This is a genomic window from Streptomyces sp. SAS_270 (assembly GCF_052543295.1).
In genome coordinates this window covers 181711-204522 of the sequence record NZ_JBMNDS010000006.1, presented here as the reverse complement: position 1 = coordinate 204522, position 22812 = coordinate 181711, and the positions used below count along the sequence as shown (strand labels likewise).

The window sequence follows — 22812 nt, the reverse complement described above, 5'->3', positions numbered from 1 at the left end:
CTGGACCGGCGGCGCACCGCGGATCGGCACACGCCTCTCTCGCTTCGAGACACTGAGGCCCGCCGCCTAACGGCGACGGGTCTCACAAAGGGACCGGTCCTTTACCAACAGAGTCTTTCAGCCCGGCCCCATCGGCGGCGAGTTCGTGTGTCGCATCAGGGCGCGTGGCTGTCCAGCGGCGCCACGACCGTGTTCTGCGGGCTCACGGGCGCGTGGCTGTCGGCCAGCGCCGGGCTCGCGGCGGCCGCGGTGGCGCCGAGCACGAGGGCGACGGTAGCGACGATCTTCTTGGCGCGGGTCATCCTTGGCTCCTTTTTGGGGAGGGGACTTCCGAACACCAAGTGACGCTAGCGTCAGGGGGGGGCGATTGTTCGAGAGTATCGAACGGTTCCCGCCACGGATTGACCTGAACCTCCCCGGGACACGCCTCGGCCGCGGTGGCTCCCCCTCCGCGCCACCGCGGCCGATCCCCGTTGGAGTGGCTGTACTTAGAGGCCCAGGCTCGGCGGCGCGGGCGAGTGCTGGTCCAGCGTCGTGATCTCTTCGTCCAGGGCCGGCGGCACGGGCGAGTGCTGGTCCAGTGTGGTGACCTCCTCGTCCAGGGCCGGCGGCACGGGCGAGTGCTGGTCTTGAGTGGTGACCTTCTGGTCCTTCTTGGCATCGCTCATGACTGGAAACTCCCAAGTATTCAATGGCGCTGTAGCGGAAGCGCCCGTTCGGCAACTCCCCCGTGGGTCGCCGAACGGGCGTTCCGGGAGGCCTCAGAATATTCGTGAGACCCGGGAGATCCGTCTGCCCCCCGACGCGACGGATCCATGTACTGAGAGTGTCAGGCGCCCATAAACGTTCGATGAACGTCCTCGAAGATGTGCTCAGGCTGCCGCGAGCGGAAAAAGGAGGCCGCGCACCTCGTTGGTCTCCGGCGACCCCAACTCCTCGAAAATGGTCAAGGCGTCACTCCAGCAGGCGCGGGCACGGTCGGACTGGCCAAGGGTGGCCAATGACTTGCCCAGGAGCGTCAGCGCGTTGGCACGCATCCACTCGCCGCCAATGCACCCGGTCGCCAAGGCCTGTTCGGCGTGCTGAGCGGCCTGAGCAGGCCGTCGCGCCGCCAAGTGCGCCTGGGCGATCCGGAAATGGGTCGTGCCCTCCCAGAGTCGTTGACGACTCTCTGCGAAGATCCGCACAGCCTCGTGCAGTTGCTCCAGCGCCTCGGTCAAGCGACCCGCTTGAGTGAGGACGATACCGGAGGCGTACCTCGCGTTGGCCAGTCGCACGGACAACCCAAGCTCGTCATAGATCTCCACGCCGCGTTGAGCGAGCTCGACAGCGTGGCTACTACGACCCATGGACGCGAGCACCCTCGAGAGGTTGCAGACTGCGCTTGCCTCACCCGGTTTGTTTCTGTCGGCCTGGAAGGCGTCGATGGCCCTCAGCAGGTAGACCTCGGCGTCCGCGAAGCGAACAGTGCAATTGGCGATGATCCCCAACTGGTTCGGAGCCGTGCTGCTCGTCCAGGGATCACCGGCACTCTCGTTGATCTGATCCGCCCTCTTCGCCTCCCGCTCCGCCTCCTCGAAGCGACCCGCCTGGCTGAGTACCTGGGCCAACGTGATGCGGGCCCGGGTCTCCGCGTGGGCGTCTCCGAGACGTGCGCCGGCGTCCCGCGCAGCCATGGCCGTCGTCTCGTACCGCCGCGAACCGGCTCCGGACTCCGCGAGGTCGATGGCGGTCAGGAGAAGGTCGACAGCTCGTCGCAACGTCGGGGCCCCGAGTGACTGCTGCACGCAGGCCAACAAAGGTTCGGCTTCCGTGTGAAGCCAGTCCAGAGCCTCGGAAGCGTCAGTGAAGTCACGGCCCTCGTATCGGCTCTTCTCAAGGTGTGCGACCGTCCGGTCCCCAGGCCGCTCAATCGCATACACCCGTGCCGCCGTAGCCAGGTAGAAGTCCAGCAACCTCGACATCGCCGCATCCCGCTCACCCGGCGGCTGCTCGTCCCGCTCCGCACAAGCACGCGCGTAGAGCCGTACGAGGTCGTGGTACCGATACCGGCCAGGAGCCGCGGATTCCACCAGGGACGTGTCGACCAGGGACTCCAGCAGCTCCTCCGTGTCCTCGACCGGGAGGTCCAGGACCGAGGCCGCCGCAGCAAGCGAGATATCCGGTCCGTCGGCCAGCCCCAGCAGTCGAAAAGCGCGAGCCTGCGCCGGCTCCAGCTGTCCGTACCCCAGCTCGAAGGTGGCCTTGACCGCCAGGTCCCCGGCCTGGAGTTCGTCCAGCCGGCGTCGCTCGTCCGCGAGTTTCGCGGCGAGTACCGAGACCGTCCATGTCCTGCGCGCGGCCAGTCGCGAGGCCGCGATCCGGATGGCCAGGGGGAGGAACCCGCACGCCGCCACGACGTCCAGCGCGGCTTCCCGCTCCGAAGCGACCCGTTCCGCGCCCACGATCTTCGTGAAGAGCTGCAGGGCCTCCTCGGGGGACATGACGTCCAGGTCGACGAGGTGGGCGCCGGCCAGGTCCACCATCCGTACCCGCGAGGTGACCAGGGCGGCGCACCCCTCCGTCCCCGGCAGCAACGGCCTCACCTGGGCCGCGTCCCGGGCGTTGTCGAGGAGGACCAGCACGCGCCGTCCGTCGAGGACCGACCGGTACAGGCCCGCCCGCTCCTCCAGCGTGTCCGGGATCGCCGAGTCCGCGGTCCCCAGGGCCCGCAGGAACGCGCCCAGCACGGTTTCCGGCTCCGCCGCCCGCGCGCCGGCGCCCTGGAGGTCCACGTACAACTGCCCGTCCGGGAAGGCGGCCCGCGTCTGGTGGGCCACGTGCACGGCGAGGGTCGTCTTCCCCACGCCTCCGATGCCGGCCAGGGCCGAGACCGCCATCACGCTGCCCTCGGCGGTGGACGCGGAGGCGAGGACGTCGCTCAGTTCGGAGACGAAGGACGCCCGGCCGGTGAAGTCGGTGACGGTGGCGGGGAGTTGGGCGGGGCGGACGGGGGCCGCGGCGGGCTCGGCGGCGGGCGCCGAGGGTTCCGCGAGTGCCGGGTCCGCCTGGAGGATGCGCTGCTGAAGGTCGCGCAGGCCCGCGCGGGGGTCGACGCCCAGCTCCTCCGCGAGCAGGCGCCGCGTGTCGGCGTACACCGCCAGTGCCTCCGCCTGCCGCCCGCTGCGGTACAGCGCGAGCATCAGCAGCTCGCGCAGGCGCTCCTGCAGCGGGTGTGCCGCGGTGAGGGCCGTCAGTTCGGAGACGGCCTCCGCGTGGCAGCCCTGCTCAAGGTCCATGTCAAGGCGGGATTCGAGGAGTTGGAGTCGCCACTCCTCAAGGCGTGTGCGCTGGGTTTCGGCGTACGGGCCGGGGACGGAGGCCAGGGGCTCGCCGTCCCACAGGCTCAGCGCCTTGTTCAGCAGGGCTCGCGCGTGGCAGAGGTCCCCGGCGTTGCGGGCCTTCTCCGCGTCCGCCGCGAGTTCCTGGGCGAGGGCCAGGTCCAGGGCGCCGTCGCCCAGTGAGCGGATGGCGTAGCCGCCGGACTCGCTGGCCAGGACGCCGGGGTCCAGTACCTTCCGCAGGCGGGAGGCGTACGTACGGACCGCGGCCAGTGCCTGGGAGGGAGGGTCCTCGCCCCACAGGGCGTCGATCAGCTCGGACGCGGTGGCCGTGCGGCCCTCGCGGAGCAGGAGGGCGGCCAGCAGGGCACGTTGCTGCGGGGACCCGGTGGGCAGGGACTCCGCCCCGCGCCAGGCGCGCACGGGGCCGAGCACGCCGAAGCGCAGTGCCGGCGCCGGTCCCTCGGCATGCTGCGGCTCCGGTACCCACTGCTCCGGTACACGCGGCACACCGTCCATCGCTGCCCCCTGCCGAACCCGCCGAACCTGCCGACCCTGCCGAACGTCATGACAAGGAAGCCAGTTTGCCTTGTTCATGGCGGATACGTCAGCCGTGGGAGACAGCGATCACAGGTGGGCGCATGGGACATCACAAGGTCCTCACACGGTCTTCTCACATGTTCGCGCAGAGTCGCACATATCCAGGGGTCCTCCCTGGACGGTGGACAGAGAGCTGACGGACCGTCAGTTCAGCGCTACCGTGGCCCGTATGGAGACCACGGAGAGCACGGCGACCCCTCAGGCGCCCCTGGCGACCTTCCCGAAGATCATCTCGGTCGACGACCACACGGTGGAGCCCCCTGACGTCTGGCAGGCCCGGCTCCCGAAGAAATACCTGGATGTCGGCCCCCGCATCGTCCGTGCCCCGCTGAAGGAGATGACGTTCCTCGGCGGCAAGTTCGCGCCGATCATGGGCAGTCCGGGTGAGGACGGGCCCATCGGCGACTGGTGGGTGTACGAGGACCTGCACCGGCCGCTCACCCGGCTCGACACCGCCGTCGGCTACTCCCGTGATGAGATCAAGCTCGAAGTCATCACGTACGAGCAGATGCGTCCGGGTTCGTACGACGTTGCGCAGCGTCTCGACGACATGGACGTCAACCATGTCCAGTCCGCCCTCTGCTTCCCGACCTTCCCGCGCTTCTGCGGCCAGACCTTCACCGAGGCAAAGGACCGTGAGCTGGGGCTTCTCGGTGTCCGCGCCTACAACGACTGGATGGTGGAGGAGTGGTGCGGGCCGGCCGCGCGGGGGCGGCTGATACCTCTCACCCTCATTCCGCTCTGGGACGCCGAACTTGCGGCGGAAGAAGTACGGCGCAATGCCGCCCGTGGCGTACGCGCTGTCGCCTTCTCCGAGATCCCGCCCCACCTCGGGCTGCCCTCCGTCCACACCGACGACTGGGACCCCTTCCTCGCCGCCTGCGACGAGACCGGCACCGTCATCGCCATGCACATCGGCTCCAGCAGTCGCATGCCGTCGACGTCCGCCGACGCGCCGCCCGCCGTCGGCTCCACCATCACCTTCGCCAACTGCTGCTTCTCGATGGTGGACTGGCTGATGAGCGGGAAGTTCGAGCGCTTCCCGAACCTCAAGGTGATGTACGCGGAGGGGCAGATCGGCTGGATCCCCTACATCCTTGAGCGTGCCGACGTGGTGTGGGAGGAGAACCGCGGCTGGGGCGGGGTCGCCGACAAGGTCCACCGGCCGCCGTCCGAGCTCTTCGCCGACCATGTGTACGGCTGCTTCTTCGATGACGCCTTCGGGTTGAAGAACCTGGACGCCATCGGGGTCGGCAACGTCCTGTACGAGACGGACTATCCGCACTCCGACTCCACCTGGCCGGAGTCCCGGCAGGTCGGCGAGGCCCAGATGGGGCACCTGTCGGCGGACGTGGTCGACCGGATCGTGCGGCGCAACGCCATCGAGCTGCTTCAGCTGTCGGCGGACGGCCTCTGGACCCCCTGAGGGATCCTCGTTCATGCCATACCCTCCCACCCCTTGTCTGACGGCCCGTCAGCTACGACCATGGCGGCGACAGCCACCGTTTGACGGACCGTCAGCTGAAAGGTGTGTGGTCCCATGCAGGTGCTGCCCGAAGGGCGACTGGCCTACGGCATGCAGCTCCCGGTGCAGTCGCAGAGCACCATCTACGCGGAGGCGTGGGAGGCCGGCGCCGGACCGGACGACCTCGTCGAGATCGCCCGGGCCGCCGACCGCAGCGGCTTCGCGTACCTCGCGGGCTGCGACCACGTCGCCATTCCGCGCCGTCTCGCGGGCGCCATGAGCACCATCTGGTACGACCCGATCGCCACCCTCGCCTTCCTGGCAGGGGTCACGCGGCATGTCCGTCTCCTCAGCCACGTCGCCGTCGTCGGTCTGCGGCACCCGCTGCTCACCGCGAAGCAGTACGCGACCCTCGACCACCTCTCCGGCGGGCGGCTGATCCTCGGGGTCGGGGCCGGGCACGTACAGGAGGAGTTCGAGGTGCTGGGGGTGGACTTCGAGCGTCGGGGGGCCGTCCTCGACGAGTCCCTCGACGCGCTCAGGGCCGCACTCGGTCCGGATGAATACCCGGTCCACCACGGGAAGTTGTACGACTTCGAGGGGCTCGGGCAGCGGCCCCGTCCGGCGCAGGAGCGCGTGCCCCTGTGGGTGGGCGGGTCCTCGCCCGCCGCCGTGCGCCGGGCCGCCGTCCGGGGTGACGGCTGGCTGCCGCAGGGGGATCCGAGGGACCGGCTGCCGGCCCAGATCGGCCGGATCCGGGAACTCCGCGCACAGTCCGCCGTCCAGAGCCCCTTCGTCATCGGCGCGATCACCGAACCGCTGTACGTGGGCGAGCCGGCGTGGGACGTGGGCCGCCGCACCCTCACCGGGCGCCCCGACGCTCTCGCCGAGTCGCTGCGGGCGTACCGCGCGATGGGCGTGGACCAGATCCAGGTGCGGTTCCGCAGCCGCGGCCGTAGCGAACTCATCGACCAGATCACCGCGTTCGGGGCCGAGGTCGCCCCCTGTCTCGACTGAGGAGTGGACATGGGCAAGCTGGACGGTCGCGTCGTCATCGTCACCGGCGCCGCGCGGGGACAGGGTGAGCAGGAGGCCAGGCTCTTCGCCGCGGAAGGGGCCAAGGTCGTCGTCGCCGACGTGCTCGACGACCAGGCGCAGGCGCTCGCCAAGGAGCTGGGGGCGCTGCACGTCCGTCTCGACGTGGGCAAGGAGGCGGACTGGACCGCCGCCGTGGCCGCGACGAAGGAGGCGTACGGCCGGATCGACGGGCTGGTGAACAACGCCGGCATCCTGCGCTTCAACTCCCTCGTGGACACCCCCCTCGACGAGTTCATGCAGGTCGTGCAGGTGAACCAGGTCGGCTGCTTCCTCGGCATCAAGGCGGTCGCGGGGGAGATCGCGGCGGCCGGCGGGGGCACGATCGTGAACACCGCCTCGTACACCGCGATGACCGGGATGGCGGCCGTCGGCTCGTACGCGGCGACCAAGCACGCCATCCTGGGGCTCACCCGGGTCGCCGCCATGGAGCTGGCCGCTCAGGGGATACGCGTCAACGCGATGTGTCCGGGCGCCATCGACACGGCGATGTCCAACCCGTCCCTGCTGGACCCGGACGCGGACGCGGAGGAGATGGCGAGGGCCATCGACGGTCTGTACCGCAAGCTCGTGCCGATGGGGCGGATCGGCAGGCCGGACGAGGTGGCGAAACTCGCGCTGTTCCTGACGTCGGACGACTCCTCGTACATCACCGGGCAGCCGTTCGTGATCGACGGGGGCTGGCTCGCCGGCGTCGCGGTCATCTGACTGGCCGTCAACTATTGACGGTCCAGGCGGCCGGTGCCACAGTCGGCGGCAGATGAATCTGACGGTACGTCAGAAAACTCGGCCACATGATCACTGGGGACGGTGAACCTCCTTGGAATTCGGGCTCTTTGTACAGGGATACGTGGGCAAACGCGCCGAGACCGACCCGCTCGCGGAGCACAAGGCGCTGATGGAGGAGACCGAGTACGTCATCCAGGCGGACAAGTCCGGCTTCAAGTACGCCTGGGCGTCCGAGCACCACTTCCTGGAGGAGTACTCGCACCTCTCGGCGAACGACGTCTTCCTCGGCTACCTCGCCCACGCGACCGACCGCATCCACCTCGGCTCCGGGATCTTCAACCCGCTCGCCCAGGTCAACCACCCGGTGAAGGTCGCCGAGAAGGTCGCCATGCTCGACCATCTCACCGAGAACCGCTTCGAGTTCGGCAGCGGGCGCGGGGCCGGCAGCCACGAGATCCTCGGCTTCCTGCCCGGTATCACCGACATGAACTACACGAAGGAAATCTGGGAAGAGACCATCGCCGAGTTCCCGAAGATGTGGCTCCAGGAGGAGTACCCCGGGTTCCAGGGCAAACACTGGCAGCTCCCGCCGAGGAAGATCCTCCCCAAGCCGTACGGGAAGTCGCATCCGGCGATGTGGTACGCCGCCGGGTCGCCGCCCTCGTACGCGATGGCCGCCCGCAAGGGTCTCGGCGTGCTCGGCTTCAGCGTGCAGAAGGTCGCCGACATGGAGTGGGTGCTCCAGCAGTACAAGACGGCGGTCGTGAACGCCGAACCCATCGGGGACTTCGTCAACGACAACGTGATGGTGACGACCACCGCCATCTGCGCGCCCACGCACGACGAGGCGATACGGATCGCGGTCAGCGGCGGCCTGCACTACCTGCCCTCGCTCGTCTTCCGCTACCACGACACCTTCCCGCGCCCCGAGGGCTTCCCCGTCTGGCCCGAGACGCTGCCCGAGTACACCCCCGAGTTCGTCGAACTCCTCATCGAGGAGGAGCTGTTGATCTGCGGCGACCCCGACGAGGTGCTCACCCAGTGCAAGCGCTGGGAGCAGGCGGGCGCGGACCAGCTCAGCTTCGGGCTGCCGGTCGGCGTGCCGAAGGAGGAGACCCTCCAGACGATCCGGCTGCTCGGCGAGCACGTCATCCCGAAGATCGACACGGACCCGGTGCACCGCACGACCCGGTTCCGCCAAGCGGCCCAGGGCTAGGGGGACGCGCCATGCTCGACCACGTCATCAAGGGTGCCACCGTCGTGGACGGGACCGGCGCGCCCGCGTACACCGCGGATGTGGGGATACGGGGCGGCCGTATCGCCGCGATCGGCGACGTGGGTGAGGAGGAGGCGAGGACGAGTGAGGACGCGCGCGGCCTCGTCCTCACCCCCGGCTTCGTCGACCCGCACACCCACTACGACGCCCAGCTGTTCTGGGACCCGTACGCCACCCCGTCCCTCAACCACGGCGTCACCACGGTCGCGGGCGGCAACTGCGGCTTCACCCTTGCCCCGTTGAACCCGGACCGCCCCGCCGACGCCGACTACACGCGCCGCATGATGTCCAAGGTCGAGGGCATGTCCCTGGTCGCCCTGGAGGAGGGCGCGCCCTGGAGCTGGCATTCCTTCGGCGACTATCTGGACGCCCTGGAGGGGCGGATCGCGGTCAACGCGGGCTTCATGGTGGGGCATTGCGCGCTGCGGCGGTACGTCATGGGGGCGGACGCGGTGGGCGGACAGCCGACGCCGGAGCAGTTGCGGCGGATGCTGGCGCTGCTGCACGACGCGATGGACGCGGGCGCCTGGGGGCTGTCCACCACGCAGTCGTCCACGCACTCCGACGGCGACGGGAAGCCGGTCGCGTCGCGGCACGCCGGTCCGGCCGAACTCCTCGCCCTGTCCCAGGCGGTGGGGGAGCACGAGGGCACCCAGATCGAGGCCATCGTCGCCGGTTGCCTCGATCAGTTCAGCGACGAGGAGATCGACCTTCTCGTGGACATGAGCGCGACCGCCGGGCGCCCCCTGAACTGGAACGTGCTGACCATCGACGCCTCCGTTCCCGAACGCGTGCCGCGCCAGCTTCTCGCAAGTGAGCGCGCCCGCAAGGCCGGTGGCCGTGTCATCGCCCTCACCATGCCGATCCTCACGCCGATGAACATGTCGCTCGGCACGTTCTGCGCGCTGAACCTGATCCCCGGCTGGGGTCCCGTTCTCGGCCTGCCCGTCCCCGAGCGGATCGCGAAACTCCGCGACGCCGACGTACGCGCCGAGATGCTGCGGCGCGCCGGCAGCAAGGAAGCGGGCGTCTTCCGGCGGCTCGCGAACTTCGGGCGCTACGTCATCGGGGACACCTACAGCGAGGCCAACGCGGGCCTGACCGGGCGCGTGGTGAAGGACATCGCCGCCGAGCGCGGCCAGGACCCCTTCCACTGTCTGGTGGAGATCTGCGCGGCCGACGACCTGCGTACGGTGCTGTGGCCGATGCCCACCGACAACGACCCCGACTCCTGGGCCCTGCGCGCCGAGACCTGGCGCCATGAGGACGTGATGCTCGGCGGCTCGGACGCGGGCGCCCATCTGGACCGCATGTGCGGGGCCCCGTACACCACCCGTTTCCTGGGCGACTGCCTGCGCGGCCGGAAGCTGATGGGTCTGGAGCAGGCGGTGCGGATGCTGACGGACGACCCGGCGCAGCTCTTCGGACTGCGGGAGCGGGGGCGTGTGCAGGAGGGCTTCCATGCGGACCTCGTCCTCTTCGACCCGGAACGGATCGACGCCGGCAAGGCCACCCTGGTGCACGACCTGCCGGGAGACAGCCCGCGGCTGGACTCGAAGGCGATCGGCATAACCGCGGTGTGGGTCAACGGGGTCGAGGCGATACGCGGTGACGTCGTCACGGGCGCCGTACCGGGCAAGGTGCTCCGCTCCGGGCGGGACACGCGGTCGGTGACCACCAGATGAGTCACGGACCGCTGGCGGAGGCCAAGTGATGGACAGGCAGCGGCTGTTCATAGGCGGGGCGTGGGTCGAGCCGGACGGCGGGCACTACGAGGTGATCGACCCGGCCACCGAGGCGATCGTCGGGCGGGCGCCGGAGGCCTCGCGGGATCAGGTGCACGCGGCCGCGGCCGCGGCCCGCGAGGCCTTCGAGACCTGGTCGCGCACCCCGGCCGAGGAACGCGCCGCCGTCCTGGACCGGACGGCGGAGATCATCCAGCGCAATTTCCTCTCCTACGCCGACCTCGCCCAGGCCGAGAGCGGGGCGACGACGGGGACGGCGCGCGGGATGCAGGTCGGCGTGGGCGCGGCCCGCTTCCGGCGGTACGCGCGCGTGGAGCCCGTGGAGCAGGCCCTGCCCCCGCAGATCAACGAAGCGGGGCCCTTCGGCAGGGCGGCCGTCATGGGCGCGCTCGCCGTACGCCGGCCCGTCGGCGTCGTCACCTGCATCACCTCGTACAACAACCCCTGGGCGAACCCGGCAGGCAAGATCGCGCCCGCGCTGGCCATGGGCAACACGGTGGTCGTGAAACCGGCCCCGCAGGACCCGCTCTCCGTCTACCGGATGGCGGAGGCACTGGAGGCGGCGGGCGTACCACCGGGCGTCGTGAACGTCGTCAGCGGCTCGCGCGGCGAGGTCGGCGAGGCGGCGGTCGACTCGCCCGACGTCGACATGGTCAGCTTCACCGGATCGACCGCCGTCGGGCAGCGCATCGCAGAGGTGTGCGGACGCCACATGAAACGGCAGTTGATGGAGCTGGGCGGCAAGGGCGCCGCGGTCGTGTTCGACGACGCGGATGTCGGGTCCGCGGTGTCGGGCATCGGTACGACGTTCTCCTTCTACAGCGGGCAGATCTGCACGGCACCGACGCGGGTGCTGGCGCAGAGGGGTGTGTACGACCGCCTTGTCGAGCAACTCGCCGCCTACGCCGGTCACTTGAAGGTGGGCGATCCGCGCGAGCAGGGCACGGTCGTCGGGCCGGTCATCTCGGCGGCGCACCGGGACCGGGTGGAGTCGTACGTCGAACTGGGCCGGAAGGAGGGAGCGCGGGTCGCCGCGGGCGGCGAACGACCGCCGTCCGACCACGGTTTCTACGTCTCCCCGACCCTCCTCGCCGACTGCACCCCCGACATGCGGGTGGTCCGCGAGGAGATCTTCGGCCCGGTCGTCGTCGTCCTCCCCTTCGACGAGGAGGAGGAGGCCATCGCCCTCGCCAACGACTCCGACTACGGTCTCATCGACTACGTCTGGTCCGGCGACGTCGCCCGCGCCTTCCGCGTCGCCGGCCGGCTGCGCGCCGGAGGCGTCGGCATCAACACCGTCGGCCGCAACATGGAGGCCCCGTTCGGCGGCTTCAAGAAGAGCGGGGTCGGGCGCGACGTGGGGTCGTACGCGCTGCACGCGTACAGCGAGGTGCAGGCGCTCGTGTGGCCGGGGTGAGGGAGCTGCTCCTCGTTCGCTGCCTCACCCGTCCAGATCCACCCGCACCGTCAGCAGCCCCGACCCCATCACCCGTACCCCCGCACTGTTGAGCCGGGGCAGCTGGCGCAGGCGGGCCACGGCGTCGTCCTCGGGGAGGAGGCGGGCCGTGCCGGTGTGCCAGCGGGTGCGGATGCGGACGCGTACGCGCGGGTCGGCCTTGATGTTGCGGACGTACTGCGAGCGCTCGCCGAACTCGGAGACCAGCCAGAAGGAGTCGCCGATGCGGCGGCCGCCCACCGGGGTGCGGCGGGGGAGGCCCGAGGTGCGGCCTGTTGTCTCCAGGAGGGTCTGGGTGGGGAGGCGGCGCAGGACGGGGTTGCCGATGCGGCGCTGGAACGCGGAGACGAGCCGGTACTTGGTCTCGTTGCTGCGGGGTGACGTGGACATCGTGGCAGGGCTCCTGTCCTTGGTGAGGCGGGCTCCGTGGCCGGTGGCCGCGCACTCGCCCACTCCTGCTAGCCTCCCGGCCGACGTGATCATGTGCAACATCGGGGGATGACGATGGCCTTCAGGCGAACAGTGGTACATGTGGCCGCGCTTCTTGCGTTGGCCACGGGGTGCGGCGGTACGGGCGGCGACGAGCCCACCAGCCATCCGACCAAGGACACCAGCATCACCGCCGAGGCCGGGGAGCGGTTCACGCTCACGGTCGATGGCGAGAACTCCTCGACCCGCTCGCACTGGTACCTGGCCACGCCGAAGCCCGACAGTGCGGTGGTCCGCAGTCGCGGGCGGGAGTACAAGGCGGCCCCCGACACCGAGAAGATGGTCGGTGCCGGCGGCAGCCTCACCTTCACCTTCGAGGCCATCGGCAAGGGCAGTACCGAGATCGTGCTGATGCACTGCACGTTCAACACCTGCAACGACAGCACCGCCTCCCCGGGCCCGCAGACGACCGCGCCGAGCACGGCAGAGCCCGAGACCATCACGTACACCGTCACCGTCGGCTGAGCCGTCGGACCGGTCACTCGGGGCGCTTGAGCCGCCCCAGGAAGATCGGGTTGGTGAACGCCGCCAGCGCCCCCGGCAGCGGTCCGAGGGCTGTCTCGTGCCGTACTTCCGCGCGTACGTACGCCGCGTACTGCGCCGTCGTATGCCACTCCACCGTCGCGGAGCCGGAGACCGGGACGACCTCGCTCGTGAACAGGACGCCCTGGTCGGTGACGATGCGGACCGTGCAGCGCGGGGCGCCCGTGACGTCCAGGCGGACCGTCACCGGGGCGTCGGCGCCGACCTCCAACCGCCCGCCGATACCCGCGTGTTCGCCCTTGGGGCCCACTGCGGAGAAGGCGAGCGAGAGGGACTTGGACTCCGCGACGTAGGACCGCCCCGCGCGGATGCCCGCCTGGATCGCCTCGCGGGTCAGGTCGTCGGCGAGGACGACCGTCTGCGGGGTGCCGACCGGGTCGGGGTCGCGGTGGGCGTCGCTGTTGCCCATCGCCGGGAGCCAGTCGCGGCCCGGCCGTCCCTCGCGCACGGAGGCGACGAGCATGCCGTCCCAGTCGGCGAGCGCCACCTCGTCGTCCGGCGTGTACGGGCCGTTCCACACCTCGACCGCGTCCGCCTCGCCGAAGCCGAACTTCCAGTTGCAGCCGATGCAGGTGGCGTGCGGGTGTGCGGGGACGACCAGGCCTCCGGCGCGGCGGATCCGGCGGGCGTAGCGGCCGAAGCGGTTGTCGCGCGCCCGGTAGCGCCAGTCGACGAAGGTGCCGGGGTCGGTGCCGAGGGCCACCACGTGGCCGTTGCGCGTCGTGACCTCCTCGCCGAGCATGATCAGCAGGTCGTCGCCCGCCTGGTCCGCCCAATGGGGGTGCGAGGAATGGGTGTTGTGGTCCGAGGTGTTGATGAAGTCCAGGCCGGCTGCGCGGGCGAGGGCGGCGATCTCGGCCGGGGTGCGGCGGCCGTCCGAGTACCAGGAGTGCAGGTGGCAGTCGCCCCGGTACCAGGCGCGGCCCCGGCCCTTGGCGCGCGACGGCGGGTACACCGGCTTCGGCGCGACGCCCGGTTCGCCGTACGTCAGGGTGATCGTGATCTCGTACGGCAGTCCCTGCGGGGCCACCGTGTAGGGGCCCAGCGCGATGTGCCAGGTGCCGGGCCGGAGGGGGCCGGGAATGTAGCCCGGTGTCGCGTCGTCCGCGCGGACGAAGAACTCCGTGCGGGCCCCGCCCGACCAGCCGCGGAAGCCGGTGCCGCCGAGTTCGGTGCCGCGCTCGTCGAAGAGGCCGATGTCGAGGGCGTTTCCCGCGGTCCCGGCCGGGACGGACGGCTTCTCGTAGGTGTAGGCGACGTGCAGCTCCCGTACGCCGTGCGGAACCTCGACAGGGACGTACACGAAGTCCGGCGAGCCGATCGGCAGCGTGCCGCGGACCGTCTTCGTCTGCGGGTCCTGTCCGGCTGCCGCTGAAGCGAAGGTCACGCTTCCCAACGTAAGCGCCGCGGCGGCTCCCGTCACCAACAGCGCCCGTCTGCCCATCGCGTGGTCGTTGTCCTCACACATGCTGCTCCCAGGTGTCGTGGGGGACATGGGTGGTGCAGGGGTGGTACTCGGACCCTGGTATTCAGTCGTGAACTGCGGGGCAAGGGAAGGGGGTTGAGAGCTTTCGACTTGAAGGCGCGGGTGCTAGGAAGTGCGCATGCGGCCTCTGCGGATCGCCACGACGATCTTCCTCACCGATGAGACGATCACCCCGACCCGGCTGGCCCGGGAGCTGGAGCAGCGCGGTTTCGCCGGGCTGTACCTGCCCGAGCACACCCACATCCCCGTCGAGCGGGCGACGCCGTATCCCGTGGGCGGGGAGCTGCCACCGGAGTACGGGCGCACCCTCGACCCCTTCGTCGCGCTCGGTCAGGCGGCCGCGGTGACGCGGCGGCTGCGGCTGGGCACCGGCATCACGCTGATCGCCCAGCACGACCCGATCGTGCTGGCCAAGCAGGTCGCGACCCTCGACCACCTCTCCGGCGGCCGTTTCACACTCGGCGTCGGCTTCGGCTGGAACGTGGAGGAGGCCGCCGACCACGGCGTCGACTGGCGCAGGCGGCGGGAGCTGGGCCGGGATCGGATGGCGCTGATGCGGGCGCTGTGGTCGGCCGAACCGGCGGCGTACGAGGGCGAGTTCGGGTCCGTACGGGCCAGCCATGCGCACCCCAAACCCGTACAGAAGCCGCGCGGTCCGGTGGTCGGGCCGCGCACGCTGGTCGGGGGCGCGGCGGGGCCGAAGCTGTTCGCGCACATCAGTGAGTACGCGGACGGCTGGATGCCGATCGGCGGGCGCGGCCTGGGCGAGACGCTCCCCGTGCTGCGCGCCGTCTGGGCGGACGCGGGCCGCGATCCCGGAGCCCTCCAGGTCGTCCCGTCCGCCGTGCGGCCCACGCCGGGCAAGCTCGCGCACTACGCGGAGCTGGGCATCGAGGAGGTGGTGCTGCAGCTGCCGCCGGGCGACGAGAGGGAGGTGCTGCGGACACTGGACGCGTACGAGCGGTATCTGCCCGGTGGGGACGCCGGTGCCGGTACGGATACGGGTGGCGGCGCCAGTGCCGCCGTGTAACGGTCCGCGACCGGGGACGAAACCGGCGGCTCCTGTCTGTGCTGATCAGCTCGATCGTATGCTCGAAGGATGACGACTTCCGCGACCTCCGGATCCGGCCCGACCGAGAACTCCATGCGTCGCGCCCTCAAACGCGCCCGTGACGGCGTCGCCCTCGACGTCACGGAGGCAGCGGTGCTGCTCCAGGCCCGCGGGGAGGCCCTGGAGGACCTGGCCGCGTCGGCTGCCCGGGTGCGGGACGCGGGCCTGGAGGCGGCGGGCCGCCTCGGCGTCATCACGTACTCGAAGAGTGTGTTCATCCCGCTCACCCGCCTGTGCCGGGACAAGTGCCACTACTGCACGTTCGTCACCGTTCCGGGCAAACTGCGCCGGGCCGGGCACGGGATGTTCATGTCGCCGGACGAGGTCCTGGACATCGCCCGCAAGGGCGCGGCCCTCGGCTGCAAGGAAGCCCTCATCACCCTCGGCGACAAGCCCGAGGACCGGTGGCCGGAGGCGCGCGAGTGGCTTGACGCGCACGGCTACGACGACACGATCGCGTACGTACGGGCCATCTCGATCCGCATCCTGGAGGAGACGGGTCTGCTGCCCCACCTCAACCCGGGGGTCATGTCCTGGACTGACTTCCAGCGGCTGAAGCCGGTGGCGCCGAGCATGGGCATGATGCTGGAGACGACGGCGACCCGGCTGTGGAGCGAGCCCGGCGGGCCGCACCACGGCTCGCCGGACAAGGAGCCGGCCGTACGGCTGCGGGTGCTGGAGGACGCGGGCCGCTCGTCCGTCCCGTTCACCAGCGGGCTCCTCATCGGGATCGGTGAGACGTACGAGGAGCGGGCGGATTCCCTGTTCGCCCTGCGCAAGATCTCCCGTGCCTACCACGGCATCCAGGAGCTGATCATCCAGAACTTCCGCGCCAAGCCGGACACGGCGATGCGCGGCATGCCGGACGCCGAGCTGGACGAGCTGGTGGCCACGGTGGCGGTGGCACGGCACATCATGGGCCCGGCGGCCTGCCTCCAGGCGCCGCCGAACCTGGTGGCCGGCGAGTACGGGCGGCTGATCGGCGCGGGGATCGACGACTGGGGCGGGGTGTCGCCGCTGACCATCGACCACGTCAACCCCGAGCGCCCGTGGCCGCGGATCGAGCAGCTCGCCCAGCAGTCCGCGGCCGCCGGCTTCGAGCTGCGGGAACGTCTCTGCGTCTACCCCGAGTTCGTGCAGCGCGGCGAGCCCTGGCTGGACCCGCGGCTGCTGCCGCACCTGCGGGCGCTGGCGGACCCGGAGACCGGGCTGGCCCTCCCGGACGCGGTGGTGGAGGGCCACCCGTGGCAGGAGCCGGAGGAGGCGTTCACGTCGTCCGGCCGTACGGATCTGCACGCGTCGATCGACACGGAGGGCCGCACCGGCGACCGCCGGGACGACTTCGACCTCGTCTACGGCGACTGGGACGCGCTGCGTGAGGCGGCGGCGCCCGGGATGGTGCCGGAGCGCATCGACACGGACGTGCGCGCCGCGCTCGCGACGGCCGCCGACGACCCGACGCGGCTGACCGACGCCGAGGCGCTCGCCCTGCTGCACGCGGACGGTCCGGCGCTCGACGCTCTGTGCCGCATCGCGGACGACGTCCGCAAGGCGGCGGTCGGTGACGACGTCACGTACATCGTCACGAGGAACATCAACTTCACCAACGTCTGCTACACCGGCTGCCGCTTCTGCGCCTTCGCGCAGCGCCGCACGGACGCGGACGCGTACACGCTGTCGCTGGAACAGGTGGCCGACCGCGCCCAACAGGCCTGGGACGTGGGGGCCGTCGAGGTCTGCATGCAGGGGGGCATCCACCCGGACCTGCCCGGGACGGCGTACTTCGACATCGCGCGCGCGGTGAAGGAACGCGTCCCCGGCATGCATGTGCACGCGTTCTCGCCCATGGAGGTGGTGAACGGCGCGACCCGCACCGGCCTGTCGATCCGCGAGTGGCTGACGGCGGCGAAGGAGGCCGGTCTCGACACCATCCCCGGCACGGCGGCGGAGATCCTCGACGACGAGGTGCGGTGGGTCCTGACGAAGGGCAAGCTGCCCACGGCGACCTGGATCGAGGTCGTCACGACGGCGCACGAGCTGGGCATCCGGTCCAGCAGCACCATGATGTACGGGCATGTCGACCAGCCCCGGCACTGGCTCGGCCACTTCCGCACGCTCTCCCGCATCCAGCAGCAGACGGGCGGCTTCACGGAGTTCGTCACCCTGCCCTTCATCCACACCAACGCCCCTGTCTATCTGGCCGGCATCTCCCGCCCGGGCCCGACGACCCGCGACAACCGCGCGGTGATGGCGATGGCCCGCCTCCTGCTGCACCCGCACATCCCCAACATCCAGACCAGTTGGGTGAAACTGGGCACGGAGGGTGCGGCGGAGATGCTCCGCTCGGGTGCGAACGACCTCGGCGGCACGCTGATGGAGGAGACGATCTCGCGGATGGCGGGCTCGTCGTACGGCTCGTACAAGTCCGTGAAGGAGCTGACAGCGGTGGCGGAGGCGGCGGGCCGCCGGGCGAGGCCGCGGACGACGCTGTACGGGGAGGTGTCGCAGGAGCGGCAGCGGGCGGCGGAGGCCTCGGACGGCCATCTGCCGGAGCTGCTCCCGGTGTTGGACTGACGTCGGACCGACAGCCGATCGAAGCCGATCGAGCGCGAGGGGAGAGAGGCCGGTGCCTGTACGACGACTGATTCCCCCTTGGACGTGGGTCACCGTGCTCACCGCGGCGGCGGTCGCGGTGGTCGCCGTCCTGGCCGTCCAGGCGAACCGGGGCCCCCACCCGGCCGCCGCGGACCGGGTGAAGGCGTCCCCGTCGGCGAGTGGGCACGCGTCCCCCGCCCCCGAGTCGACCGCCGTGCCGGACGGCTCGGGCAGCGGACGGCGCATCGTGTACTCGCTCAGCGGGCACCGGGTGTGGCTGATCGACGTGAGCGACCAGCCGCGCCGTACGTTCAAGGTCTGGCCCGGCACGGTGAGCCCGGGGCCGGGCGCGTACACGGTCGAGTCCCGCAAGGACGCGACGACCGGCTACGACGGCGTGAACATCGAGCACATCGTGTACTTCGCCGCCGACGCCGGAGTCTCCATCGCCTTCTCCAACGCCGTGAACGGCGCCTCACCCCCACCCCCGTCGGCGGCCCGCACGGGCGGCATCCGGATGCACAAGGCCGACGGGGCCGCGCTGTGGACGTTCGGAACGGTGGGGACGCCGGTTCGGGTGATCAAGTAGTCGACTGGCGGCCGGAGTTGTCCGACTTCCCGAACGGCAGGTGTACGACGAGCAGCGCGAACCCGCTCAGTACGAGCACCCGGGTTGCCGCGTCCAGGCCGTTCCAGGTCTTCGACTGCCACATGGAGAACCACTCCCCGCCGATGGCGATGAACCCGGCGCCGAAGAGCAGCATGAGCATGAGCAGGCCGTAGGTGGACAGTTGGCGGGCGCGGGCGTAGCTGTGGCGCGCCCAGAACCACGTACCCGCGATGAGGACAAGGGCGGCGACGGTCTCCCAGGCGATGATCGCGATGTACGCGGCGTCCTGAAGTCCCGTGTTCGTGATGGCTCTCCACATCAGGTCGTCGTCCTTGAACGTGGTGTCCATGGCCAGGACGTGGCGGACGAACTGCTGGTTGGTGCCGAAGTCGGTGATGTTGCCGAAGGCGACGAGGGCGATGTAGAGGGCGACGGTGGCGGTGAGGAGAGTGGCGGCGAGGGGGAGGGCGCGTGAGGCGTCAGAGGTTTTTGGGACGGAAGGGGTTTTAGAAGCCATGGGGGGTTCCTTCCCTGCGCCGCCCCGTGCGAGGTAGGCGGATTCGGCCAGAATGGCGGCGCGTGAGGCTTGAAACGGGCGGATGATCGTGATCGGGGGCGCTGTCATGAGTAGCGGAACTCATGACCCGGGCCCGCGGTACGGGGGAGGATCCTGCCATGATGATGATCAGGACGGCCCGGGTGCGGGCCGGGATGGTGCTCCCGGTGGCGGCGCTGGCCGTTTTCGCGGTGGGTTGCGGCACGGAGCAGTCGGCCGCCGATGCGTACCGGAGTTCGCATCCGACGCCGACCGGGGTGTCGAAGGAGCCCGTCCCGTCGGACACGCCCTGCCCCGGTGAGACGGCCCCGCCGACCCCAGCGCCCAGCGCGTCCCTCCCGACGCCGACGCGCTCACCCGGCGCGAGCGGCCCGGCCGTTCCGATCCCCGACCACTACGCCGAGAACCACGGTTTCATGGTCCCCTTCCCGCTGCACGGACAGGCCCGCTGTAACGGGCTCAAGGCCGCCGAGCGCATCAAGGCCGCACTCGAACCTCTCCGGGCGCGCGGTGACTTCACGGCGGAACACACCAGGCGTGCGCTCACCGGTCTCGGCTACGGTGCAGGTCAGGTGGAGGTGATCGAGTCCGGCGGCGTCGCGGTGAGCTTCCTCGTCGACGCGTCCACGAAGACCTCCACCCTGTGCCTGGAGGGGAACATGAACCGGGCGGTCGCCGAGACGGACGCCTTCGGCGGCTATCCCGACCACACCGGCTGCGACCAGCCGAGCGGCGGCCACTGACACCTCTGCCAGACTTTCGGACGGACCGATCTACGGGGTGAGGCGGATGAGGCCGACGCGGCCGTCGATGCAGGAGCTGATCCGGCAGCGCAGGCGGGCCGGTTTCGTGGGCCGTGGCGCCGAACGAGCCGCGTTCCGGACGAACTTCGATGTTCCGCCGCAGGACGAGCGGCACCGATTCCTCTTCCATGTGCACGGGAACGCGGGGGTCGGCAAGACGTTCCTGGTGCGGGAGTTGGAGCAAGTAGCGCGCGAACGAGGGGCGTTGACGGCGTACGTCGACGACAGCGTCGGCAGCGTGCCCGAGACCATGGCGGCGCTTAGCCGGCAATTCGCGGCGCAGGGACACCGGTTCAAGGAACTCGACCGGCTGCTGGCCGCGCACCGGGAGCGCCGCCACGAGGCCGAGGCGGCGGCGATCACCACGCTGGAGCCGTCGGAGCCGGAAGGGCCGTCCGCGGGCAGCAGGGCGGCGGCGCGGGCCGGGCTGGTGGGGCTGGGCATGGTTCCGGGGGCCGCCCCGTTCGTGGGCGTCCTCGACGCCGATCGACTCGCCCAGGGAGCCGACCGGTTGCGGGCCGGGATCAGCGCCCGGTTCCGCAATCCGGAGGACGTGCAGCTGGTGCTGTCGCCGGAGCGTGTGCTGAGCCCCGTGCTGCTCGCCGAGCTCGCCGATGCCGCGGCTGTCACGCCTTGGGCGGTCCTGTTCTTCGACACGTACGAGAGGACCGGGCCGTTCCTCGACGGCTGGCTGCACGAGCTCATGACCACCGACCGGCACGGCGCGCTGCCCGCCAACGTGATCGTGGTGACGGCCGGACAGCTCCCCTTCGACACCGCCCGATGGGGAGGCTTCGCGGACTTCGTGGCGGACATCCCGCTCGCCCCGTTCACGGAGACGGAGACGCGGGGGCTGCTCGCCGACAAGGGGGTCGTGGCCGAGCCCGTGGTGGCGGAAGTGCTCCGGCTCACGGGCGGGCTCCCGGTGCTCGTCTCCACCCTCGCCGAGACCCGTCCCGCCGACCCGGACGACGTGGGGGATCCGAGCGCGACGGCCGTGGAACGCTTCCTGAAGTGGGAGCAGGACCCCGTGCGCAGGGCCGCCGCGCTGGCGTGCGCGTTGCCCCGGCGGCTCGACGCGGATGTGTTCCGGGCGGCGGTGGAGTGCCCGCAGGACGAGGCCGAGGGGCTGTTCGCGTGGCTGCGGGGGCTGCCGTTCGTCAGCGATCGCGGGGATCGGGTGCAGTACCACGACGTCGTACGGGCGCCGATGCTGCGGTTGCAGCGGATGCGGTCGCCCCGGGGGTGGGCGGAGCGGCAGCGGCGGCTCGCGGAGGTGTTCGCGCGCTGGCGGACGGAGGCCGAGGACGGCCGGCCGGCCATCGAGTTGTGGGCGGACGAGGGATGGCGGGAGCTGCGCCTGGCGGAGACGTATCACCTGTTGTGTGCGGGAGTGCGGGGCATGTTGCCGGAGGTGCTGGCGCAGTTCGTCCTGGCGTGTGATGCCGGTGAGATAGCTGCCCGGCGGTGGGCGCGGGCGCTGGCCGACGCGGGCCAGGACGCCGACGCGCAGGACGCGGGCCGATGGGGGAGGGAACTGACCCAGGCGCTCGCCTCCGACGGCATAGCCGCCGCGCTTGAACTGGTGCTGCACCGGGCGGGGTTCAACGACGCGGCTCAGGCGTTCGCCCGGACGATGCGGGGCCGGGAGCTGCAGCGCGCCGGAGCCTACGAGGAAGCGCTGGCCGAATTCGACCGGGCCGTCGAGCTGAACGCCGAACTGGTGGTCGCCCACATCGGCCGGGCCGTGACCCGCGCGGGCCTGGACGCGTACGAAGAGGCGATCGCTGACCTGGACCGGGCCGTCGAGCTGGACCCGGACCGTGCCCTGGCCTACTCCACGAGGGGCGAGTACCACCGCATTCAGCAGCGCTACGACAAGGCGATCAGGGATCTGGACGAGGCGATCCGGCTGGACCCCACGGACAACTTCGCGTGGGCCTCCCGGGGTGCCTCCCGCTCCGCCCGCGGAGAGTTCGACGCGGCCCTCGCGGACCTGGACCGGGCGCTGGAGCTGAAGCCGGACTACGCCTGGGCACTGGTGCGCCGCGCCCAGGTATGGCGTGGGCTCGGGGACCCCGTACGGCAGCTCGCCGACCTCGACCGGGCCATCGTTCTGCAACCCGACTGGGCCTGGAGCGCCTGCCATCGAGGAGACCTTCTCCGCATCGCGGGCCGCTACGAGGAAGCCCTGACCGACTACGACCGGGCCATCGAACTCGACGACGAGTACGCGTCGGCGTATGCGAGCCGTGGCGCCTGCCGACGCGTGCTGGGGCGCTGTTCCGAGGCACTCGCCGACCTGGACCGTGCCGTGGAACTCAACCCGGACTACGCCTGGGCGCTCAGTCAGCGGGCGCTGGTGCACTGTGAACTCACGTCCTACGAGAAGGCATTGGCCGACGTCGACCGGGCACGGGAGCTACGGCCCGACGACGCGGGGCTGCTCACGTTGCGAGGCGGAGTGCTGAACGCTCTGGACCGGTTCGACGAGGCACGCGCCGATCTGGACCGCGCTCTTGGACTGGCTCCCGACCACGCGGAGGCCTACAGCCTGCGGAGCACGGTTCTGCTGCGGCTCGGGCTCGCGCCGCAGGCGCTGGCGGATCTCGACCGCCGCCTCGGACTCGTGGCGTCCGCGCCCTTGGACGAGGATGAGGTCGTCCGGCTGACCGAGCTGACCGAAGCGCTCCTGCGCGCCCCGGACACGGACCGGTCGCTCCTTGCCCCCCTCCTTGCCCGGCTCACCTCGGCACGGGACGGCACGCGGACCTCGCGGATCACGGACTGACGCTCGAACCGGCGGCCGAGGCGGAGGCTGGGCGATCGCGGCCATAAGCGACCACTCGGGACCACTCCGGCCACATCCCGCATACCGTTCCGCCCCCTAAACCGACCGTTCCCGTTCGATTACAGTGCTGAGCTGTCGACGT

18 protein-coding genes are annotated in these 22812 nt (G+C 70.7%); 12 read left to right on the top strand and 6 right to left on the bottom strand.

The annotated features are described in order from the left end of the window. Nucleotides 1-155: 155 nt before the first annotated feature. The 3 genes from ACN6LB_RS06760 to ACN6LB_RS06750 all read right to left on the bottom strand — a co-directional run bounded on the left by ACN6LB_RS06760 (nt 156) and on the right by ACN6LB_RS06750 (nt 3839). On the bottom strand, nt 156-302 hold the full coding sequence (locus ACN6LB_RS06760) for a hypothetical protein (protein ID WP_445024973.1): 147 nt from the start codon (nt 300-302) through the stop codon (nt 156-158). A gap of 186 nt (nt 303-488) precedes the next feature. After that, nucleotides 489-668 (bottom strand): sigma-like protein, encoded by a 180-nt coding sequence (locus ACN6LB_RS06755; protein ID WP_445024972.1) that lies wholly within the window; start codon nt 666-668, stop codon nt 489-491. 204 nt (nt 669-872) lie between these two features. Further along, complete coding sequence (locus ACN6LB_RS06750; protein ID WP_445024971.1) at nt 873-3839, bottom strand: BTAD domain-containing putative transcriptional regulator; 2967 nt, start codon at nt 3837-3839, stop codon at nt 873-875. Nucleotides 3840-4089: 250 nt separating this feature from the next. On the opposite strand from ACN6LB_RS06750, the gene ACN6LB_RS06745 reads away from it, so the two are divergent. From ACN6LB_RS06745 to ACN6LB_RS06720, 6 genes are all read left to right on the top strand, one after another. Continuing rightward, nucleotides 4090-5346: an amidohydrolase family protein gene (locus ACN6LB_RS06745; RefSeq protein WP_445024970.1), complete on the top strand. Its 1257-nt coding sequence runs from the start codon at nt 4090-4092 to the stop codon at nt 5344-5346. Nucleotides 5347-5460: 114 nt separating this feature from the next. Then, nucleotides 5461-6402 (top strand): LLM class F420-dependent oxidoreductase, encoded by a 942-nt coding sequence (locus tag ACN6LB_RS06740; protein ID WP_445024969.1) that lies wholly within the window; start codon nt 5461-5463, stop codon nt 6400-6402. Between the two features lie 9 nt (nt 6403-6411). Then, on the top strand, nt 6412-7188 hold the full coding sequence (locus ACN6LB_RS06735; RefSeq protein ID WP_445024968.1) for an SDR family NAD(P)-dependent oxidoreductase: 777 nt from the start codon (nt 6412-6414) through the stop codon (nt 7186-7188). Nucleotides 7189-7300: 112 nt separating this feature from the next. Continuing rightward, nucleotides 7301-8425: an LLM class flavin-dependent oxidoreductase gene (locus tag ACN6LB_RS06730; RefSeq protein WP_356138252.1), complete on the top strand. Its 1125-nt coding sequence runs from the start codon at nt 7301-7303 to the stop codon at nt 8423-8425. 11 nt (nt 8426-8436) lie between these two features. Further along, nucleotides 8437-10170, top strand: a complete 1734-nt coding sequence (locus ACN6LB_RS06725) for an N-acyl-D-amino-acid deacylase family protein (RefSeq protein ID WP_445024967.1) — start codon at nt 8437-8439, stop codon at nt 10168-10170. A gap of 28 nt (nt 10171-10198) precedes the next feature. Beyond that, nucleotides 10199-11647: an aldehyde dehydrogenase family protein gene (locus ACN6LB_RS06720; RefSeq protein ID WP_445024966.1), complete on the top strand. Its 1449-nt coding sequence runs from the start codon at nt 10199-10201 to the stop codon at nt 11645-11647. A 24-nt stretch (nt 11648-11671) separates the two neighbouring features. Here ACN6LB_RS06720 and ACN6LB_RS06715 read toward each other — a convergent pair whose 3' ends face one another. Further along, entirely contained in the window at nt 11672-12076 is a 405-nt protein-coding gene (locus tag ACN6LB_RS06715) for a nitroreductase family deazaflavin-dependent oxidoreductase (protein ID WP_356138246.1), read from the bottom strand. 141 nt (nt 12077-12217) lie between these two features. Between ACN6LB_RS06715 and ACN6LB_RS06710 the strand changes: the two genes are divergently transcribed. After that, nucleotides 12218-12640: a protease inhibitor I42 family protein gene (locus ACN6LB_RS06710; RefSeq protein ID WP_445024965.1), complete on the top strand. Its 423-nt coding sequence runs from the start codon at nt 12218-12220 to the stop codon at nt 12638-12640. 13 nt (nt 12641-12653) lie between these two features. Here ACN6LB_RS06710 and ACN6LB_RS06705 read toward each other — a convergent pair whose 3' ends face one another. After that, nucleotides 12654-14186, bottom strand: coding sequence for a CehA/McbA family metallohydrolase (locus ACN6LB_RS06705; RefSeq protein WP_445024963.1), 1533 nt, complete (start codon nt 14184-14186; stop codon nt 12654-12656). 145 nt (nt 14187-14331) lie between these two features. Here ACN6LB_RS06705 and ACN6LB_RS06700 point away from each other — a divergent pair, with 145 nt between their 5' ends. The 3 genes from ACN6LB_RS06700 (at nt 14332) to ACN6LB_RS06690 (ending at nt 18499) form a co-directional block, all read left to right on the top strand. After that, complete coding sequence (locus ACN6LB_RS06700; protein WP_445024979.1) at nt 14332-15234, top strand: LLM class F420-dependent oxidoreductase; 903 nt, start codon at nt 14332-14334, stop codon at nt 15232-15234. Between the two features lie 69 nt (nt 15235-15303). Beyond that, on the top strand, nt 15304-17889 hold the full coding sequence (locus ACN6LB_RS06695) for a bifunctional FO biosynthesis protein CofGH (RefSeq protein ID WP_445024962.1): 2586 nt from the start codon (nt 15304-15306) through the stop codon (nt 17887-17889). A 52-nt stretch (nt 17890-17941) separates the two neighbouring features. Beyond that, nucleotides 17942-18499 (top strand): L,D-transpeptidase, encoded by a 558-nt coding sequence (locus ACN6LB_RS06690; protein ID WP_445024961.1) that lies wholly within the window; start codon nt 17942-17944, stop codon nt 18497-18499. Here the strand turns inward: ACN6LB_RS06690 and ACN6LB_RS06685 are convergent. Further along, entirely contained in the window at nt 18492-19037 is a 546-nt protein-coding gene (locus ACN6LB_RS06685) for a DUF2165 domain-containing protein (protein WP_356138235.1), read from the bottom strand. The genes ACN6LB_RS06690 and ACN6LB_RS06685 overlap by 8 nt on opposite strands. Nucleotides 19038-19195: 158 nt before the next feature. On the opposite strand from ACN6LB_RS06685, the gene ACN6LB_RS06680 reads away from it, so the two are divergent. Further along, nucleotides 19196-19819 (top strand): hypothetical protein, encoded by a 624-nt coding sequence (locus ACN6LB_RS06680; protein WP_445024960.1) that lies wholly within the window; start codon nt 19196-19198, stop codon nt 19817-19819. Between the two features lie 46 nt (nt 19820-19865). Next, complete coding sequence (locus ACN6LB_RS06675) at nt 19866-22670, top strand: tetratricopeptide repeat protein (protein ID WP_445024959.1); 2805 nt, start codon at nt 19866-19868, stop codon at nt 22668-22670. Nucleotides 22671-22812 lie beyond the last annotated feature (142 nt).

Excerpts from the sequence above, each read along its gene's own strand:
- ACN6LB_RS06755 (WP_445024972.1), bottom strand. The coding sequence starts at position 668 with ATGAGCGATGCCAAGAAGGACCAGAAGGTCACCACTCAAGACCAGCAC.
- ACN6LB_RS06725 (WP_445024967.1), top strand. The coding sequence starts at position 8,437 with ATGCTCGACCACGTCATCAAGGGTGCCACCGTCGTGGACGGGACCGGC.
- ACN6LB_RS06685 (WP_356138235.1), bottom strand. The coding sequence starts at position 19,037 with ATGGCTTCTAAAACCCCTTCCGTCCCAAAAACCTCTGACGCCTCACGC.
- ACN6LB_RS06760 (WP_445024973.1), bottom strand. The coding sequence starts at position 302 with ATGACCCGCGCCAAGAAGATCGTCGCTACCGTCGCCCTCGTGCTCGGC.
- ACN6LB_RS06740 (WP_445024969.1), top strand. The coding sequence starts at position 5,461 with ATGCAGGTGCTGCCCGAAGGGCGACTGGCCTACGGCATGCAGCTCCCG.
- ACN6LB_RS06675 (WP_445024959.1), top strand. The coding sequence starts at position 19,866 with ATGAGGCCGACGCGGCCGTCGATGCAGGAGCTGATCCGGCAGCGCAGG.
- ACN6LB_RS06750 (WP_445024971.1), bottom strand. The coding sequence starts at position 3,839 with ATGGACGGTGTGCCGCGTGTACCGGAGCAGTGGGTACCGGAGCCGCAG.
- ACN6LB_RS06705 (WP_445024963.1), bottom strand. The coding sequence starts at position 14,186 with ATGTGTGAGGACAACGACCACGCGATGGGCAGACGGGCGCTGTTGGTG.
- ACN6LB_RS06680 (WP_445024960.1), top strand. The coding sequence starts at position 19,196 with ATGATGATGATCAGGACGGCCCGGGTGCGGGCCGGGATGGTGCTCCCG.
- ACN6LB_RS06695 (WP_445024962.1), top strand. The coding sequence starts at position 15,304 with ATGACGACTTCCGCGACCTCCGGATCCGGCCCGACCGAGAACTCCATG.
- ACN6LB_RS06735 (WP_445024968.1), top strand. The coding sequence starts at position 6,412 with ATGGGCAAGCTGGACGGTCGCGTCGTCATCGTCACCGGCGCCGCGCGG.
- ACN6LB_RS06715 (WP_356138246.1), bottom strand. The coding sequence starts at position 12,076 with ATGTCCACGTCACCCCGCAGCAACGAGACCAAGTACCGGCTCGTCTCC.
- ACN6LB_RS06720 (WP_445024966.1), top strand. The coding sequence starts at position 10,199 with ATGGACAGGCAGCGGCTGTTCATAGGCGGGGCGTGGGTCGAGCCGGAC.
- ACN6LB_RS06745 (WP_445024970.1), top strand. The coding sequence starts at position 4,090 with ATGGAGACCACGGAGAGCACGGCGACCCCTCAGGCGCCCCTGGCGACC.